8 protein-coding genes and 2 pseudogenes are annotated in these 18,008 nt (G+C 46.3%); 6 read left to right on the top strand and 4 right to left on the bottom strand.

Annotation, left to right across the window (positions count from 1 at the left end; genetic code table 11):
• Positions 1–256 precede the first annotated feature (256 nt).
• A pseudogene (locus tag CWS43_RS23820) lies at positions 257–679 on the top strand (IS110-like element IS5708 family transposase); the annotation flags it as partial.
• Between the two features lie 977 nt (positions 680–1,656).
• Here CWS43_RS23820 and CWS43_RS23810 read toward each other — a convergent pair.
• From CWS43_RS23810 to CWS43_RS23800, 3 genes and pseudogenes are all read right to left on the bottom strand, one after another.
• A pseudogene (locus tag CWS43_RS23810) lies at positions 1,657–2,134 on the bottom strand (recombinase family protein); the annotation flags it as partial.
• Between the two features lie 129 nt (positions 2,135–2,263).
• On the bottom strand, positions 2,264–3,601 hold the full coding sequence (locus tag CWS43_RS23805; RefSeq protein ID WP_101079633.1) for a type II toxin-antitoxin system HipA family toxin: 1,338 nt from the start codon (positions 3,599–3,601) through the stop codon (positions 2,264–2,266).
• Entirely contained in the window at positions 3,598–3,861 is a 264-nt protein-coding gene (locus CWS43_RS23800; protein WP_101079632.1) for a helix-turn-helix transcriptional regulator, read from the bottom strand. Before CWS43_RS23800 ends, CWS43_RS23805 begins: the two co-directional genes overlap by 4 nt.
• Positions 3,862–4,476: 615 nt before the next feature.
• Between CWS43_RS23800 and CWS43_RS23795 the strand changes: the two genes are divergently transcribed.
• Positions 4,477–5,597 (top strand): IS3 family transposase gene (locus CWS43_RS23795; RefSeq protein WP_085982564.1). Its coding sequence is split into 2 segments (ribosomal slippage): positions 4,477–4,735 and positions 4,735–5,597, totalling 1,122 coding nucleotides; the frame shifts between segments, so codons are not numbered across the junction.
• A gap of 734 nt (positions 5,598–6,331) precedes the next feature.
• Positions 6,332–8,191, top strand: coding sequence for an STY4199 family HEPN domain-containing protein (locus CWS43_RS23790; protein WP_101079631.1), 1,860 nt, complete (start codon positions 6,332–6,334; stop codon positions 8,189–8,191).
• A 58-nt stretch (positions 8,192–8,249) separates the two neighbouring features.
• On the opposite strand, the gene CWS43_RS23785 is transcribed toward CWS43_RS23790, so the two are convergent.
• On the bottom strand, positions 8,250–10,337 hold the full coding sequence (locus tag CWS43_RS23785; RefSeq protein WP_101079630.1) for a hypothetical protein: 2,088 nt from the start codon (positions 10,335–10,337) through the stop codon (positions 8,250–8,252).
• A 1,259-nt stretch (positions 10,338–11,596) separates the two neighbouring features.
• Between CWS43_RS23785 and CWS43_RS23780 the strand changes: the two genes are divergently transcribed.
• The 3 genes from CWS43_RS23780 to CWS43_RS23770 all read left to right on the top strand — a co-directional run bounded on the left by CWS43_RS23780 (position 11,597) and on the right by CWS43_RS23770 (position 17,941).
• A complete protein-coding gene (locus tag CWS43_RS23780; RefSeq protein ID WP_101079629.1) occupies positions 11,597–12,016 on the top strand; it encodes a VOC family protein in 420 nt (139 codons plus the stop codon).
• Between the two features lie 231 nt (positions 12,017–12,247).
• Positions 12,248–16,318 carry an NACHT domain-containing NTPase gene (locus CWS43_RS23775; RefSeq protein WP_101079628.1) on the top strand — a complete coding sequence of 1,357 codons (4,071 nt, stop codon included), beginning with the start codon at positions 12,248–12,250 and terminating at the stop codon, positions 16,316–16,318.
• A 12-nt stretch (positions 16,319–16,330) separates the two neighbouring features.
• On the top strand, positions 16,331–17,941 hold the full coding sequence (locus CWS43_RS23770) for an LA2681 family HEPN domain-containing protein (RefSeq protein WP_101079627.1): 1,611 nt from the start codon (positions 16,331–16,333) through the stop codon (positions 17,939–17,941).
• Positions 17,942–18,008 lie beyond the last annotated feature (67 nt).

Below are 18,008 nucleotides of genomic sequence, written 5' to 3'. Positions count from 1 at the left end.
GTGGAGCACCTACTGGCTCGAAAGAAAAGCGGCGATCATCGCATGATTCTCGCTCAATATTCGTAACCAGCAAGCGCATACCCTGAATCACTTAATAGTGTAATTCTCAGGGTGCGAATGACTATATTTCGCTCAGAGCTGCCTGTCATGTCTGCTTAAGAAACGGCCTTAACGAATGGAAGGGACTTCCCCTAGATATGCGCCTGATTAACTTTCGTGCAATCATAGGATAAACATTGACCCAGAGGGATTCGTTATGACCATCACCACTGTCGGTATCGATCTTGCTAAAAATGTGTTTGCTGTTCACTGCATTGACCAAAATGGTAAAGCTGTTCTGGTTAAACCCAAGGTGTCGCGTGCAGCACTTTCTGAACTCATCGCAGGTTTACCTCCCTGTGTCATTGGAATGGAAGCCTGCTCGGGTGCCCACTATTGGGCAAGATTATTCAGGCAGTATGGCCATGATGTCCGGTTGATGGCTCCGAAATTTGTCTCACCCTATCGCATGGCGGGTAAGACCGGGAAAAATGATGCAGCTGATGCAATAGCTATTTGTGAGGCAGTGCAGCGGCCGCATATGCGCTTTGTACCAGTCAAAGACGAATGCCAGCAGGCAATGCAATGCTTACATCGGACAAGACAGGGATTTATCCAGGAAAGAACAGCAACGTATAACGGGGTTTGACGTCCAGCGATGTAAAAAACCACGCTAAGGGGTGTCAGAAATCGATTTTGATAAAATCAAGTCACCAAACGATCAAAAAACAATAATTGAAAACGATTTTTCGGCCTAAGTTTGCAGTCTTATAAGTCACTATATTTCAAACTGTTAGTCACTTGGAGTGTTTTTTTGCAAGATTGGCCCTCAAACCCCCATTCTGATGACCCTGACTTCTGGGATGTTTGGACAAGAAAGTATGCTGATGGGAAATTGGTCGAGAGAACTGTCGATTGGGAAGCTGTTGTAAAGGAATGGCAACAAAAGTGATCTGCAGCAGAAAATGAAAGCGGGAGGGCAGATCGGAATTGAAGGAACTTTATGCCATCAATCTACTTGGTGTTGCGTTCCATTGTCCCTCCCCCCATGACGACTGAAGTGGCTGCAAACGCAGTACCTAACAATCTCAATATAAACAATGAACTAACCTCCTAACGTGGTTTTTTGCATCATTGGCCCTCAAACCCCTTATCCGGTTAGCCGGGGCAATTTTCGCGAAATCCACCTGAAAAGTATGTGGAAAGGTCAAAAAATAGCCTTAACGCATAATAATTTTCGATATCCAAACTGCCCCCAATTAACCCTTAAGCAGGAGTAGCCATAAGATATACAAAAGCAACAAATGATGGGATGGACAGATATTTAATAATTACTACGCAAATCGATTCTATCCAGGGGTTATTTCTAAAAAATTTTGAAGACTTAGATTGCACTGAGTTAGTGCAACTCCACAAATAAAATATTATGGCGAAAAATGAAAAGAAAAGATAACTGGTGGTAAATATTATCGCAGCTAATCTCATGATGTTAACTTCCTTATTGTTTAAGTCGCCCTTACCCTGACAGATAACCTCTATGATATTTATTTATTGTATCCCCTTTGTTCCATTATGAGGAGTGATTTTTGAAGGGATAACTTTTCCTCATTACTAATCTTATTGTACTACTGCATTTTTCACTCTTAGCACTTTCTGCCTCCTTGTATTAAATCTCTGGCCACCGAAGAAACGCTGGCACCCTCTGAAAGCCTGTGTCCTGCCAATTGATGATGTTCCGGCGAAAGCGATGGCGGGCGCCCAAAACGTTTGCCTTCCTCTTTTGCCCGGACAATACCCGAATTAGTACGCTTGATGAACAAATCCCGCTCGAACTCGGCCACGGCCGCGATAACATGTCGGTGAGACTAACTCCGCCTAGTGCCAGGTAGTGAACCCGGATATTGGCGCCGGTTAGTTGCTCTACCGTCTTTCGGACGTCCATTACATTTCTCCCAAAACGATCGAGCTCTGTGAAAATCATAACGTCACCCGTTTTCCATCCGATCGAGCCAGATCGCTCACTGGCGGCGACAGAGTCGCTGATGCTTTCCTCTATATACCGATGTGCCTCGACCACAAAACCCGCTGCTTTAATTTACCGTCCGAAAACCATGTACGAATAAAATCATGTGTCCGAATTCTAAAAAGTTATATTTCGGACATATGTAAATGTACATGCCCGAAATCGTACGTATTCGTATGGTTGGGCTTCAGACACCAATCATTACCTCTTTTTACGCCCTCCCAATAATTCTGACCGACCATAGCTAACTTTATCTTCTGTGTGTTTTCTCATACCTGAAAAACCTTCTTCATCAAGTAATTTTTCGATTGGCTTAATTACTTGTGCTGATTTGGTGTGCTGCAATGAATTGATTCCTTCGCTCCATGCATGGAGCATATGCTTTGTCACGTCTCTCCATTGCGTTTCATTCCTGGATGCCTCAACCATCTCCTTTCCAACCTCAACTGCAGATTCTGAAAGTACGTCGATCATTTCGGCAAATCGGCGCGGCGAAATCCCCAACCTGGCATTAAAAAATCGTTCCAAGGTCTTACGAGCATGCCACGTTTGCCTTCCTTCAATCGACAATGCTGGAGGGTTATGTGAAAAACGTGGGTAGGCCTGAGTCGTTACTAAGTCGTACACTGGCGTATATTTCACATCTGACAAAGTCGTGTAATAGAGGGCAATATTCTTTGAATGACAGTCCGCGTTGCGAACAATGAAATTCGTCAAAATTAACCATCCCAGACCTTCCAACTGCGAACGTACTGCCGTACCCGGTACGTACACGCGGGTCGCGTTTAATACCTTTTCCATCGTTGTCGCATATTTCTCATGCGGCGGCAGCCCCAACAATCCACATGCATCTTCTAAACCGGAGACAGGATTACCTATTTCATCAACGTCGAATCGTTCAACAAGGAGTACTTTGCCATCATCAGACATGATGCTACGAGCCACGGCAGTGACCCTAAGCCGCTCTAACACTCTCATTGTGTAGAATTCATTGAAGCCGAGATAAGGTGTTGTGTCGTCCGAGCCCTTAATAATGAACTGTCGGGTTTTGAGAGTGGGTTTGCCCAGTGGTATCTCTTCTTTGCCGGCAGGAGCAAGAAATTTAGGTACAACACCCGATACTGCGGCTCTTGCATAACGCCTTACTAAAGCTGCAAAGTGGTCGGCTGTATTATTGCCCCTCAGCAGGTCGTTAATTTGCAAAAGATCAGGTTCTTCTCCGAGAGCTATACCTTCTGGCGTAACGGTTACGCGACCTACTCCTGAAGAGCCTATAACAGCCAAAAGCGATAAATCTGTTCCATCGAGCAGTGGACCAAATTCTTCACGAATGACCCCGAGAAGATAACCTTCAGGCAGATTCTGTCTAAAAAACGGATGCAAATCCCGTGGCCAACGCCATGCTGCTTCACGAACAGGCATCGACAGGCTGATAAATTCGTTACTTTTAGTTTCTGGTAAGTATTGAAGCACATACTCATCCCGGTCCCGGAATAGTATCGCGACTTTCTTACCCAAAACTTGCACATCTAACTTCATGATGCTTCACCATTGCGCTGTTCCAGAAGAATGTCATCCAGGGTTCGGACATGCCCTATTTTGACTGCACGTAAGTCATAGCCCGCGGCCTCTAAAAGACGGACAAGAATCGACACACTCATATCGCCTTTTGCAAGAGTCTCCATTCGAACAACCGTCACACGTGAAACACCTGCTTTCTCAGCCAATTCAGCCTGCGATAAGTCTGCTTCGATCCTTGCAGTTTTAAGCATTTCTGCAACATCATAGAGAGTAGTCATATGTGTCTCCTGGGATACTATAAATCAAGTATAAAACAAAAATGTATCCCATGGGACTCATACTGTGACTTTAATACGACAAATTTAGCTTGAGTAGCAATTGAAATGAGTTCTGCATTTTACGAATAAAGAACAGAAGTATCCCTTGGGATACTTTAAAGTGAAAGGTGTTGTTAATGTATCCTATGAGATACATTAATGAAAATTAGATAAAAGTGATCTGCCCTATATTAATTAACACTCTGTGACGTACCAACCATCAGCTCATGGCTCAAAAATGAGTTTTTGGTGGGAAGTGGACGAGAAACTGATACTCGCAAGGCATTACTTGCATCAAGGTATATTGATCAACGGGAAGCAGATCACCCCATAATGTATATAGGTTTTGAGCGGAGAATTTTGAGTTTTACTCCTCACTCTGTTTATTGCAATATAACTCAAAGGTATAAAACCTAAAGGTTAGTCTGATGCAGAGAACAAAAAATAAAAAGGTATTAATCCTTATATTCTCCTTACTCTTCGCTCAATTACTGAGCGGGTGCTCTGACCTGCTCCCAGTTGATTAGTACACCCCGATGTTAGTAATGTCTTCATAAGCCACATGAGGACATCCCCATGAAGAAGCGTTTTTCCGACCAACAGATCATCAGTATTCTCCGCGAGGCTGAAGCCGGGGTATCCGCCCGTGAACTCTGCCGCAAGCACGCCATTTCCGATGCCACGTTTTACACCTGGCGTAAGAAGTATGGCGGTATGGAGGTGCCTGAGGTTAAGCGCCTGAAGTCGCTTGAGGAAGAGAACGCCAGACTCAAGAAGCTGCTTGCCGAAGCCATGCTGGATAAAGAGGCGCTTCAGGTGGCTCTTGGGCGAAAGTACTGACGACAGACCAGAAGCGGGAAGCCGTGATGTTGATATGTGATGCGACCGGTCTGTCGCAACGTCGTGCCTGCAGGCTCACAGGTTTATCTCTGTCGACCTGCCGCTATGAGGCTCAGCGCCCGGCTGCAGATGCGCATTTATCAGGGCGCATCACTGAGCTGGCACTGGAGCGCAGGCGTTTTGGCTACCGTCGCATCTGGCAGTTGCTGCGCCGTGAAGGGCTACATGTTAATCATAAGCGCGTGTACAGGCTTTATCACCTCAGTGGCCTGGGCGTAAAACGCAGAAGACGTCGTAAAGGGCTGGCAACAGAACGTCTGCCGCTGCTCCGTCCGGCGGCACCCAATCTGACCTGGTCGATGGATTTCGTCATGGACGCATTGGCCACCGGTCGCAGGATCAAGTGCCTTACCTGCGTAGACGACTTCACGAAGGAATGCCTGACGGTCACTGTTGCCTTTGGGATTTCAGGCGTGCAGGTCACGCGTATTCTGGACAGCATTGCGCTGTTTCGCGGCTATCCGGCGACGATAAGAACGGATCAGGGCCCGGAATTTACCTGCCGCGCACTCGATCAATGGGCCTTTGAGCATGGCGTGGAGCTGCGACTTATCCAGCCCGGCAAGCCGACACAGAACGGATTTATTGAGAGTTTTAACGGACGCTTTCGCGATGAATGCCTGAATGAACACTGGTTCAGTGACGTCAGTCATGCCAGGAAAACCATCAGTGAATGGCGTCAGGATTATAATGAGTACCGCCCGCACTCCGCGCTGAATTATCAGGCGCCGTCTGAATTTGCGGCGGCCTGGAGAAAGGGTAATTCTGATAGTGAAGGATCCGACATTACTAAGTGAGCGTTGTATCTAATCCTGGGGGCAGGTCAGCTCACTGACTCGAGTTTCTGAAAAATCGCATGCCAGAGAAGTCGAGAGCCTAAATCTTATCGGAATGAGCTTGGATGCGGCGAAAGAAAAGTTAAGTAAAGAAGGATTTGATTGCAGCGACTATCCTGAGACCAATAGGGTGCAAACCCAATCAGGCGCACGCACTTTAATACAGCTTGATTGTAGCAAACGAAGCTTAGAACTGATTTGTCCGCAAATACGCTATGCGGTACTTAATGTCGATCCCCAAAGCTTAAAAGTGGTATTAGTGGGAAACCGCATAACTCAACAAGCATGTTTTTGATGATTAATGAACCTACACCAAGCCTGTTTTTTAAGCAGGCATGACGTGCGGTTTTGAGCGAACTATAGTCATTCGCAGTTTGATAAAGGCATTACTTAAATCGTGGCGTGTTAAACAACAGGGAGGAGATCAGTATGGAGGTGCCTGAGGCTAAGCGCCCGAAGTCGCTTGAGGAAGAGAACACCAGACTCAAAAAGCTGCTTGCCGTCGTGCATTACGTGCGGGTGGCTAACTAATCGTCCCCTGAAGGGAGAAGTTAACCTGACGTTTTCATATTGACTCCCTAATGAAAAATCTCAAATAATCACCCTGTTAAGAATATTCTGACCCCACGGACCGTCGCCTGAAGTTGTGCAATGCATCGGGCCGGGAACGTCTCTGCTATCAACGTGAGAATACCATGCCCGATTTCACTGCTCCCGCTTCCCAACATGATTTAACCCGCTGCCTCACTCTGTGCGGCGATGCCTTCGGCCAGATCCTGCCGCTGCTGGGTATTACCGCCCAGGAACAGCCGTCGCCGGAAGCCTTTTATCAGTCGCTGCAGCAGGCCCGGCAAAATCTCGGTTCCTGGAAGGATGTGGCAAAGCAGCTAAACCTTAGTGAGCAGGAAATAACGCAGTTTACCCAGACGCTGCGTACGCTGAACAAACTGCTGGAGCGCCACGACAGTGCTCAGCCCACCGGTAAAAACCTCGCCATTGCCGCACTGCGTTTTCTTGCCCAGCTGGAGCGACTGAAGGAAAAGCAGCCGCTGCTGACCTACTCTACAGACCTGCATAAAGATGGCGAAGAAAAGCAGCTGCGCAGCCTGCAGCAAGTTCGCGCGCTGGAGCTGATGATCCGCAGCCTGATCAATGAGGCCTACAGTAACCAGCAGGTGCTGCTCCACCATCTGCGCACGCTGTTCGGCGAGGAGCGGGTGAAAACTTGGCTTAACGTCGCCGATCGTGATGACGTGCTGAGCGGCACGATGTTCAGCGAACTTTCCTCCCTGTTCGTAGATAAAAAAGAGTACGCCACGCACTATTCGCCGTTGTATCAGTACACGCCGCTGCTCAGCTTTATGAACGATAAGCGGAAAACCCTGCAAACCTTCCTCGACGATATTCGCGCCATTCGCAACCGCTTGGCACACCACAAGCGCGTCACCTCGGTACATACGGCGCTGGTGAATTATTACTATCAGGAAATTGCCGACCCGGTGCAGGAAGCCTTCGATGAAGGTCGCGTGCAGGTCAATCCGGACCGCTATTTTGACGCAGGGGAGGCGGAAGTTCGCCAGTATTTCAATCAGATGGCAGAAAAAATGGGTCGATTGGGCGATGACCTTCAGGAAGTGAAAGAGAGCCTTGAGCGGCAAAATGAGAAACTGGACGATATCAAACAGGACACGGGTTTCCTGCGCAAAAAAATCGTCTGGGTTCTCGGGGGAATTGGCGTGCTAATTGTTGGCTCTGTGCTGACCTTCGGCACCTCGACCCGCACGCTGGTCAATACGGAAGCCATCCGCGGCGACGTTAACGAGGTTGGTAAGACCGTTGCCGGGGTGAAAAAGGAAACCAGTGCCGATCCGCGTAAAGAGCTGGCGAATATCGGCATTGCCTGGGACGAAAAAAATATCCGCGCTGCTATTGAACGTGGAGATACACGGGTGGTCAGCCTGTTTATGGACGGCGGCATGAATTGGAAACTCTATTACGCTGAAAAGGCGCTGATTGCCGATCATAAAGACACGCTGGCGGTCCTCCTGCAGCACGCCTCGCTGATGGATGAGCAGCAGGGCTGCGTGCGGATGAATAGCGTACTGCGCCAGAGCGTGAGTCATGGCAACGCCTTAACGCCAATGCAGAAGCAGTTCCTGAAAACCTTCTGCTCGTCACCTGAAAACGTCAGCATGCTGAAAGGCGAGCTTGACAAGGCGCTGGAATTCGAGAAGAACCAGCAGAAAGTCTACGACAGCGAAATGGCCAAAATTGAACCGGCCGATCGCTGCGAGCGCCGCCTGATGGCGAATAATGCGCAGCCGTTGATGAATGAAGCCGCGCAGTTCTCGCTGTCAGGTTCGTCCACCTTCTCTCTCCACGACACGCTGCTGGCGAATCTCAACAGCCATCTGCTGATGGGGGAAAACTCGTTAGGTGAGATTCGCAAGCAGGTGAATGATTTCTGCAATAAGCAGGCCAACAGCAAGCCCAACATAGGAATCGGTGACAACTGGAGCCATTCACAGCGGGTGATTTATAACGTAGTGAAGTGATGTGCAAAAAAAAAGGCCCTTAATAAAAGGGCCATTAGCATAAAGAACGATTACTGCATTAATCTTCCTGGCTGCGGATATCGAAGAACCAGAACAGAACAAAACCGAGCAGGGCAAAGGCCACAAACACCACCAGCGTGATCAGCTCAAAATGTGCGCTCTGTCCGGCGATATCGGCCAGATGCTGAGTACTGACGTCCGGCTCTTTAAACAGCATCAGTTGCCACTCGTATTCATTGGTGGTCAGAATATCCCGTACCGGCTCCCAGACGTGGCTGGCCGCAATGCCCATCCCCAAGGCAGAGAACAACGAGCCGTAAATACGGTGACGGCGGGCGTTCTGCCGGGAAATCGCATCCTGCATCAGTTGATCAAGCCGATCGAGCTGGGAGAACAGCGCGCCACGCCGATCGTGCAGGCCCCACTGGTGCTGGAGCATTTCACTCAGCCGGTTTTCATCCGCGGTACTAAACAGCGTTTCGCTGCTGTTCAGCACATTCAGCGCATTGACTCGCAGCGCGAAGATTTCCTCTTCCCACTGCTTGTCTTCAATCGCCGATGCGTACTGCTTAAGCTGTTTTGGCCATTTTTTGAAGATCTCGCGGATTTGAGTCAGGAACGCGGCATAGCCATCGCTCAGCGTGGCAATGCGTTGGGCAACCACCAGCAGGCCGTCCAGGGCTGGATTATCGGCCGAGCGACTGAACAGACTTACCCCTTGCTGATGACCCACCACCAGCACGTCGGACTGCCACCAGGCGTCAAAGCGGTCCGCCTGCGGCAGGTCATAAGGCGTCACTGGCGGCGTTGTCTGGCTGGTTCCGGCCAGCCACGCCTGGAAGGAAGGCGTGTCGACTAGATAGCTGCTGGTGTCGCTTTGCTGGAGACGTGAATCGGGCTGCGACCAGCGCCATACGCATACCCGTTTTTGCCCTTCGTTGAGCATCTGCGTGTTGTATACCTGCTCAAGACGCGGGGTAAGGTTATCAACAAACCCCTTCTGCCAGATAAGCGGCAGAATATCCTGCCACCAGTCGAGCTTCGACCCCAGCTCGCCGGACTCCAACCGCTTCGGCGCGCCCAGCAGCGTGTAGCTGCCGGCATCATCCCACCAGGGTTGATTCGGCGAACTGGGCAACGGGCCAGATTCGTTGTTGTAGCTGCGCAGCAGGCGCGGCTTATCGCAGGGCCGCTGACCGTTCCAGCGCACATTTTCTTCCTGCTCCAGCGCCTGCCAGATGTTTTGCAATGAAACGCCGCTTTTCGGATCGACGGAAATCACCACGTCATTGCCAGTGCCCTGTTCCTGCGGGCGATAAATCCCCAGCAGGGTAAAACCGTTTTTACTCCACGAACGCGTGCGGTCATTGCGGGCAAAAATCTTAAACAGGCCGCTGGCGTGCTGTTCGTTAAGGAAAAGCGCATCAACCAGCACCTTACGCTGGCTGTCTGACTGCGCTACCAGCAGTTGGCAGGTAGCGGCACGCGGTATCGCCAGTTGATACAGTTGATGTTCATAGGCCAGGGCAGCGGCGGCGCCCTGATATTCTGCAGAAGCTACCGGCTGAATACCGTTATTCGGTGCGTCGGTCTGGTTGACCAGTTCGCTGAGCAGTTGAATGCAGCGGGTAAAGCCGGACTGAAGCCGTAGCGAATCGTACTGATGCCGTTCGTTGCGGGCCGCGTTTAACTGTGCGTGGGCAAAGACCGTGTGCAGGCAGGCGGCTGAGCGAGAAAAATCATCGCCGTCCAGATAGCTGCCCTGCTCCCAGTGGTCAATATAGCTGACCCATTTCTCCAGACCTTCCGGGAACTCGGCGGTTTCACTCAGCGTAAGCGCGTTATACAGCAGCCAGGCGAAGCAGCTGTCCAGCGAAAAGTCCTCAATAACCACCTGGGATACCGGACTGGCCTGCGCCCGGGTTTTCAATACCTGCCGCTCCGCGTCGGTAAGGTTCCACAGCCAGGCGGAAACGGATCGATACCGCTGGCTGTTTTTACAGTTCAGCGCAATTCCTTCTGAGGCGCCGTCGCCTAATCCCAGTGCAAGCGTACCGGCAGGAATATCACGTAGTGTGGGGTCTATAGAAAACGAGGAGTGTGCCAGCAGCAACGCAAAGCGATCCCACTGAAAGATGTCGGCCATTGCTTATCCTTTACACGTACACGCGCCAGGGCAGAACGCCGCAGCGCAAAGATTATTTTGATTCACGGAAAAGTCCATGAGAAATCAGGAAAAAGACTACTATATCTCTGATCTTGCAGCAAGATTATTACAGGCGTCCAGCCGCCCTGACTTTTAATTAGCTTCTGAAAGAAATGACCATTCTCGATAAATATTTAATCAGCAAACTCGCGCCATTTCGCCAATCGATATAGAAGTCTTGAGGGTGAATCATCCTGGTGGCGGTAGAATAATAAGAAGAAGTACCGCAAAATTACTACCAGTCATAACTGTGCTTTTATTATATTTAATGGTGGTGCGATCTTTGGCTGAAACACCTGATTCATTCATTACCAAACAACTTGATTAAATGACGACACTCAGACAAAACCATTATTTAATAACTCTGAAGTATTACTTGTCAAAAAAACCACAGCCAGACTAAACGATATAAGTCAATTATAAATCTGGCATAAAAATTCATATGCTTTTGAAAAATTATAGTAAATACTCGATCTGCGTCGCGTGTTCATCGTTGCTTTTCATCGTGAGTAGGTGCAGGTTTCTGCCATTGACCCATCGTGCCGATGGTTAAAGTGAAAATCAGTCTGAGCGAAGGAAAATTTGGGCTAATAAATCTTTTGTAATTAACACAATTGATCCCTATTAAGGTCCTCTCTTTATAAAAGCAAAATACCAAACTCCAACTAGGGTATTTATTATGGCAAATATTACAGCAGCAATTTTACTTACCGTTATTCTTCTGCTCACCACTGGCTGCATTTAACTCAGTACGAGAGAAAATCCCTCTGCAGGGTCTCTACAGCTCTAGTCGTCGGGAAAAACATCGTTGTGGAGCGATGGCAGCCTTTTCGGTAAGGTGCCAGCAATGCTTCAGCATGAAGACCCGGCAATTGGCTACCATCCCATGCGAAAAAAACGGACGACAGGAAATGCCTGACTGTGCTCGATTCTTTAAACCATCACTCGGCGGTCATACGGTTCCGGGTTAATTAATCGAGGCTGTATCCATCTGATCTGCTTCCATATAATAAATAAAGAGCAAACTAATAAGGTCCGCTTCTGGCAAGTAGCTGTCTACAGCAACATTTTCAGTCTGCTATGAGCGAACTGCGGACATCAACACAATGCGTCTAACAATTTAGTCGCTAAGTTCATGGACTTGAACCTTCTTCAAGCCATCTGGTATAGGCTACGTCAGTTAAAAATGGAGTTGAGTAATGACTGAGCTGAAAGCACCCTACTGGAATCGCATGGTTCCCGAACTGACAGTAATGGATTTTTCTGTCTCCCTGCACTTCTATGTTGACGTGCTTGGTTTCAAGATCATGATAAGGCGTAGTGAGCCAGATTTTGCCTACGTCAGTCTTGGCGAGGCACAACTGATGCTGGAGAAATATAATCCCAAAGGATGGAATACGGCTGAACTCGTCAGACCGCTGGGTCGCGGCATTAATTTTCAGATAGAAGTAGAAGATATCGAGTCGGTGCTTGCTCGTGTCCGAGCTAATGGCTTCAAGTTGTACAGGGAGCTACGCGACAATCACTATAACATCGGAGAAACGACGGCCTGCCAAAGGGAGTTTCTCGTACAGGATCCAGATGGCTACCTCTTACGCTTCAGCCAGTACATTGAATGAAGTGCCAATGTCCGCTCTGGCACTGAGCTGGTAACTGAGTTGGACACAGTCCGCTATGAGCGAGGATCGGAAGTTAGCAACTCCAACAACTACAAGACTAACATTGAGTTGTCTTACCCAACGGGGTGTAGGTCAGGTTTACTGTATCGGCTGAAAGTCTATGGTAAATTTGGAGTAAAACCTGCCATACAGATTTGGTAGAACAAAAATAGATACTCAGGAGCCTATAGAATGCTAAACAGGCAAGTCAGACAAATCTATCCTCTACAGGATAAAGATACCCAAACGGTGGTATTTAGTGATTATTCTCACTTTCCGAATATTGTTCTGCTTGGTGATCCTGGTGCTGGAAAAACGCACCTCTTCAAACAGTTTGCGGCATTGCAAGAGGCAAAATATCTTACAATACGTCACTTCTTAAGTGGCGTACCTATTGATAATCAGAAAACATTATTCATCGATGCATTAGATGAGAAGAGGAGTGCCAGTAACAGTAGTGACGTTGTAGATGACATCGTCCGTAGGCTTTTTTCCCAACCGCCACAAAATGTCAGAATTTCTTGTCGCTCTCAGGATTGGTTAGGCGAATCAGACTTGTCAGCATTTTTACCCTATTTTGAGCAGACCGGAGGCTATGTTGTTTTACATTTGCAATCGCTTTCAAAAGAAGAGCAGACTGCGATTCTACAAGCTAATGGTGTAGAACACCCCGAAGCGTTTCTGGCTGAAGCAGAAAAACATGCCGCCAGCGAATTTCTTTACAACCCACAAAATCTGCTAATGCTGGCTGAAGCCGTTAACGAAGGAAACTGGCCCCGTACAAGGTCTGAACTTTTCCACTCTGCAACACAGTTCCTTTTAACTGAACATAGCCGAGAGCATACGCGGCTAACTTCAGGAATTTATACCTGCGACGAATTAGAGTATCCAGCTGGATCGATTTGCGCGCTGCGCATATTGAGTGATGTTTCCGGAGTTTCTCTGCTTCCGAACGATATCCGACCAGAATACCCCAGTTACAGAACCATCTCGTTCTTCTCACATGAAATAATTAGAGCGGCGTTATCCAGGCGGGTTTTTTCTGCCGGAGATGAGGTTGAGACTGTTGAGTACAGCCATAGGACGATTGCTGAGTATTTAGCGGCAAAATGGTTAGCCGGGATCGTTGACAAAGGGCTACCCATGGGACGTTTGAGAAGTATGCTGGGATTTGAGGGGTATCCGTCTTCAGAATTGAGAGGTTTACACGCATGGCTAGCGGTCTTTTTACCGCAATACGCCCAGGTATTCATTGAAGCCGATCCTTACGGCGTTCTGACCTATGGCGATGCAGCTTCATTACCGATAGCGGAAAAACAAAATCTATTGGTGGCGCTGTCAAAACTTTCAGAACGTGATCCTTGGTTTAGAAATCATGGTCTCAATTCATATCTGAATGGCTTCGCGACGGTAGAAATGGAAGCTCAATTGCGACAGATAGTCCGCGATCCTCATTCGTCATTTTCTCTGCGGATGATCGTTTTGGAATCCTTATCGGTGGCAACACCGATAGTCGCCCTGAGTGATGACTTAATTAATATTGCCAAATCGGAGGATTCATCGTATGCGGAAAAAGAGGAAGCAATAACGGCATTAATCCATTTTGGAGTGTCTGGTCAGAAATTTTCGGTACGTTTTTATGGGGAGTTAAAAGACAAAAATCACGATAGCATCCGGTTACGTAACCATATCATTCAGTTGCTTTATAAAGATTACTTTACACCGCAGGATATAGCACAACTGCTGATTGATACATTAAACATAACCAGTGAGCGATTACCGATAGGCGCGTTATGGCGGCTGAATGATATTGTACCGACTGCTGATCTGCTCGCTATCTTTGAGCATCTCGAACGGTACCACACCGCTTACAGTAAAGACTGGTATTCTTCAGCTAAAAATCATTATGAGATTGTGCATTTTCTGGAAGCTGGATTATTGCAGATACTGAGCGAGAAGAATGGTTACAGCACATCTCAGATATGGTTGTGCCTAAAAACGTTCTATAGCTACTCCCATAATCACCACTATGGCGGTTATGACAATGTGCAGAAATCTATCGTTCAGGAGATAAGAAACCGTAGCTGGCAATATGAAGATATTATAGACGCCGCCATTATTTCATTTACAAGCTATGATACTAATTACTTGTTCTTATATGAATTTGGTGGGAGCACCTTCCATCTTATTCCTGATGAAATTTTGCTGGCACGTTTTATCCACTATTTATCTCATGCTGAAGCTGATTCAGAAAAAATTGAATGTATTTATCGACTGACATTTCCGGTCCTTTACCGATGTGCCAAGCCATCACAAGAGACGTTTGAATTTCTTTCTGCGTACTGCCATTTAAATGTAAAGTTGACTACTGTGTTTGAGACTTCCATCGTCTGCGAGATTGACGATTGGAGAGTAAAACATAATCTTAACAAAATAGCGTATGAGAAAGAACTAAACGCGGCGCGTTATGAAGATAGGCACAGTTTCGAGTTATGTCGTCAGGAAATTGTGTCGGGCCAACATTTGGATTGGCTCAAACATATTTCCTATATTTACTATTCGAAATACAGCGATGTTGATGACAAATTGACGCCAGTGCAGCGCTGTGCAGAAATATTAGGTGCCGAAAACGTCACTGACGCGATATCCGGTCTTTTAGCGATTTTAAATCGTTCAGATCTGCCCACAATTGACGAGTTGAATTGTGCTTTGCTGAAGAGGGAGTATTACGGATGGTGGTATGCAGTACTGGCAGGAAGCGATGAGTTATTTAAAAAACATACTGATGTTACACAATGGAACGAAGATTTATTAACAACGCTATTGGCTCTGGATGTGATATTAGCAATTTTCACCAAAGACAATAATGTTGTAAGTGATTATTCATTACCGTGGAAAAGGGATGTAATACTTAACAAAACAGAATTTTTCATCAAAACCTATTACCACATTATCAATTTCTGCATGAATAATCAGTTGCAAGATATCCGTGCACTTAACTATCTGTTAAATGATACCTGCATTCCAATCGACTATGCCGTTCCTTTAGTTATGAGACTAACTAAAGAACACCCTGATGATGTTCTCCATTTACAAAACCTGGTGGGATGGTTGTTAGCACATCCTGAGAGTCATGCAGAGTTGTTGCAGTTATCTGAGTTGATGATAGCACACCCCTCAAAACTTAAAAATCCAAGTTATCAAATTTGGCTTGTATGTACTTATTTATTCGCTCCAGACCAGTGTCAGGATCTATTTTTATCTGAATCAAATTCCGCGCCGGAAATGATAGCGCACATTCGTCAGCTATCAGGTAAGGCGAAAATAGGCCGTGGGAGTAGTGAGCAGCGTTTATCACTAACACAATTGGAAGCGATCATCACTGTCTCTGCTACTCATTTTCCTAATGCAGATCGCGTTGCAAGAAAAGACTCTAACTCAGCAAATAATTGGGAGTATGCCGATTTTATCAAAAGATTGATTGATGATGTTTCTTCTTTTTCCTCATACGATGCCGGGGAAGTATTTGAACGTTTATTATTACTGCCAGAATGTACAAGTTACCGGGGTTATCTCTTGCACGCCCAAAGCAACCAGAAGGTGCGGTATCGGGAATCACAGTTTCAACACACTAACTGGAAGCAAGCGTTGAATACGCTTAAAAATAAGACCCCAGCTAATGTAATGGATCTCTATGCGTTATTGTTAGATCATTTGCAGGATATCGCTAACCGAATTACTTATGAAAATACCGATATTTATAAACAGTTCTGGAATGAGAATGGCAATGGTAAAATTTTAGTGCCCAAGCCTGAAGAGAGCTGTCGGAATTTTTTTCTGGAGCTGCTTAGAGCACGACTCCATCCGTTACAAATAATCTGTGAGCCAGAAGGCCATATGGTTTCGGGTAAAAGGGCTGATATCATCATTTCACTTCCAGGAATAAAAATCCCCATTGAGATAAAGCGTGATTATCACCGGGACGTCTGGAGCGCGCTTAACGAGCAACTTGACCAACTTTATACTACCAATCCCGATGCCGCAGGCTACGGCATCTATCTGGTCTTCTGGTTTGGTGCTTCTCGACCAAACGCTATTCCTCGCCCGGCGAAAGACACGCCACCCCCAGTAAACGCCACGACAATGGAGGACATTCTTAATGAAGCTGTGCCAATGGTTAAGCGAGACCGCCTGTCTGCGATAGTAATTGACGTATCAGGTGAGGCTAATTCGACAGTTGAAACGCAAATATCATCTATGTAAGGAAAATGAATCATGATTACAAAAGAACTTGTAGATGAAAGCCTCAATATTCACCGACTGGTTGATTGTGGTGATTTTGACCTGGCATACCAGCAATCCGTTGTATTCTTGGAAAAACTGGGAAAAATAACGGTCAAAGGTGAAAATTATTTTATAGTGCTGGGGAATGTGGCTGGCGGTCTTGTTGATATTGGGCAAATGAGCAACCATAAAAATGCAGCAGAGCTTGGTTTTAAGCTGATGGATGATAACAAGGAAGCATTAGCGCATGTACAAGGAGAGAGCCATTTTTATTATAATTATGGTAATGCCTTGTCTAATAAGATAAGTGTCGATAATCCTCGCGACCACACATTTCAGTCAATAGAAGAACTTGTTTCGTTAAAAAACATCTACTGGCGAGCCTTTAGATTCTCCTCACAAGAGAGCGAAGAGTTTCAGGCGGAACTGTCCGTTAATCTGGCCAATTCGCTAAGAAGCCAATTTAGACTTAGTGAGGCACTGAGATATTATGATCTCACTAATCGCAAGGGATTAGATATACCACAGTCTTGGGTCAATCGTTCTGCCGCGCTCATTGAGCTAAACCTTGTTTCATCTTCATACTCCATTATGCAATTGAAGGAGATACGAAAAGGTTATATTAATGCATCTGTTTCCAAAAAAATCCCTCCGCAATGGGAATCATTCTATCTTGGACGCATAGAACAAACAAATGATAAAATAGAAAAATGTATATCAGCAGACGGCGAAACGGACGAGCATGATGACATGCTCACGCAGCAGGAGTTTGACGCATTGAGTGCATACAGGCAATTCTGCCTAATAAATCATCTGACGCTGTCCGAGCACGGTCTTTATTGCCCCTGTGTGGGGAGTGCCACCGATAATCTTGTCATCTCTTCTTCTGGTGTAACCGGTGATTTTATTATTCCAATGGAGATGGCGTTAAACCGCTTTAAATCGGAATTTTCACTTGCCCGCCATCTCTATTTTGAATACCTTTTCCCTCAGGATACGGATCAAATTAAAGAAGAATGCCATTTTCTAGAGTTACATAATGACGAGATCTTAGGTATTGATATTGAGAAGATCAGAACGGCATTTCGTCTGTGTTTTGGTATTCTCGATAAGATTGCGGTATGTATCTGTGAACTTCACAAAGTTTATCCACCTGCAAAGAATGGCGGGTTACAGAAAAATATCTATTTTCAAAGCTTCTGGCAGTTAGACGTTGATAACAGAAGACAACGGTTTGAGGATATAAAGTCACCTGGACTTTTAGCATTATACAGTATTGCTACTGACCTGAATAAAAATAAAGGTGGCGAATTGGCTTTTTATAAAGAGTGGCGCAATGGTCTAGAACATAAATTTTTGGTGGTACACAAAAGTGATAAAGCAGAAGATCTTTACCAGTCTTATAAATTGATTAAAGATATTCTTTTTATCAAAGAGGATGAGTTTATTCACCATTTCGGTCAGTTGATTCAGATTACCCGTTCAGCAATATTTTCATTTGCCTTTATGGTTAGATATGAAGGTGAGAAACAAAAAAAAGAGAATATTCCTTATATTACTAATGAACTGCATATGAAGAATTATTCGTCAGAACCTAAGTAAAAGGCAGCAAGCGAAGCACTATGTAAACCCCGCTGCAAAACTACCCATCCACTATTAGAGAGTCTTT

Source organism: Rahnella sp. AA (assembly GCF_002834385.1).
Taxonomy (GTDB): domain Bacteria; phylum Pseudomonadota; class Gammaproteobacteria; order Enterobacterales; family Enterobacteriaceae; genus Rahnella.
The sequence above is the reverse complement of the archived record's forward strand: the minus strand, read 5'-3'. Positions and strand labels throughout refer to the sequence as shown.

Excerpts from the sequence above, each read along its gene's own strand:
- CWS43_RS23770 (WP_101079627.1), top strand. The coding sequence starts at position 16,331 with ATGATTACAAAAGAACTTGTAGATGAAAGCCTCAATATTCACCGACTG.
- CWS43_RS23790 (WP_101079631.1), top strand. The coding sequence starts at position 6,332 with ATGCCCGATTTCACTGCTCCCGCTTCCCAACATGATTTAACCCGCTGC.
- CWS43_RS23785 (WP_101079630.1), bottom strand. The coding sequence starts at position 10,337 with ATGGCCGACATCTTTCAGTGGGATCGCTTTGCGTTGCTGCTGGCACAC.
- CWS43_RS23780 (WP_101079629.1), top strand. The coding sequence starts at position 11,597 with ATGACTGAGCTGAAAGCACCCTACTGGAATCGCATGGTTCCCGAACTG.
- CWS43_RS23800 (WP_101079632.1), bottom strand. The coding sequence starts at position 3,861 with ATGACTACTCTCTATGATGTTGCAGAAATGCTTAAAACTGCAAGGATC.
- CWS43_RS23805 (WP_101079633.1), bottom strand. The coding sequence starts at position 3,601 with ATGAAGTTAGATGTGCAAGTTTTGGGTAAGAAAGTCGCGATACTATTC.
- CWS43_RS23775 (WP_101079628.1), top strand. The coding sequence starts at position 12,248 with ATGCTAAACAGGCAAGTCAGACAAATCTATCCTCTACAGGATAAAGAT.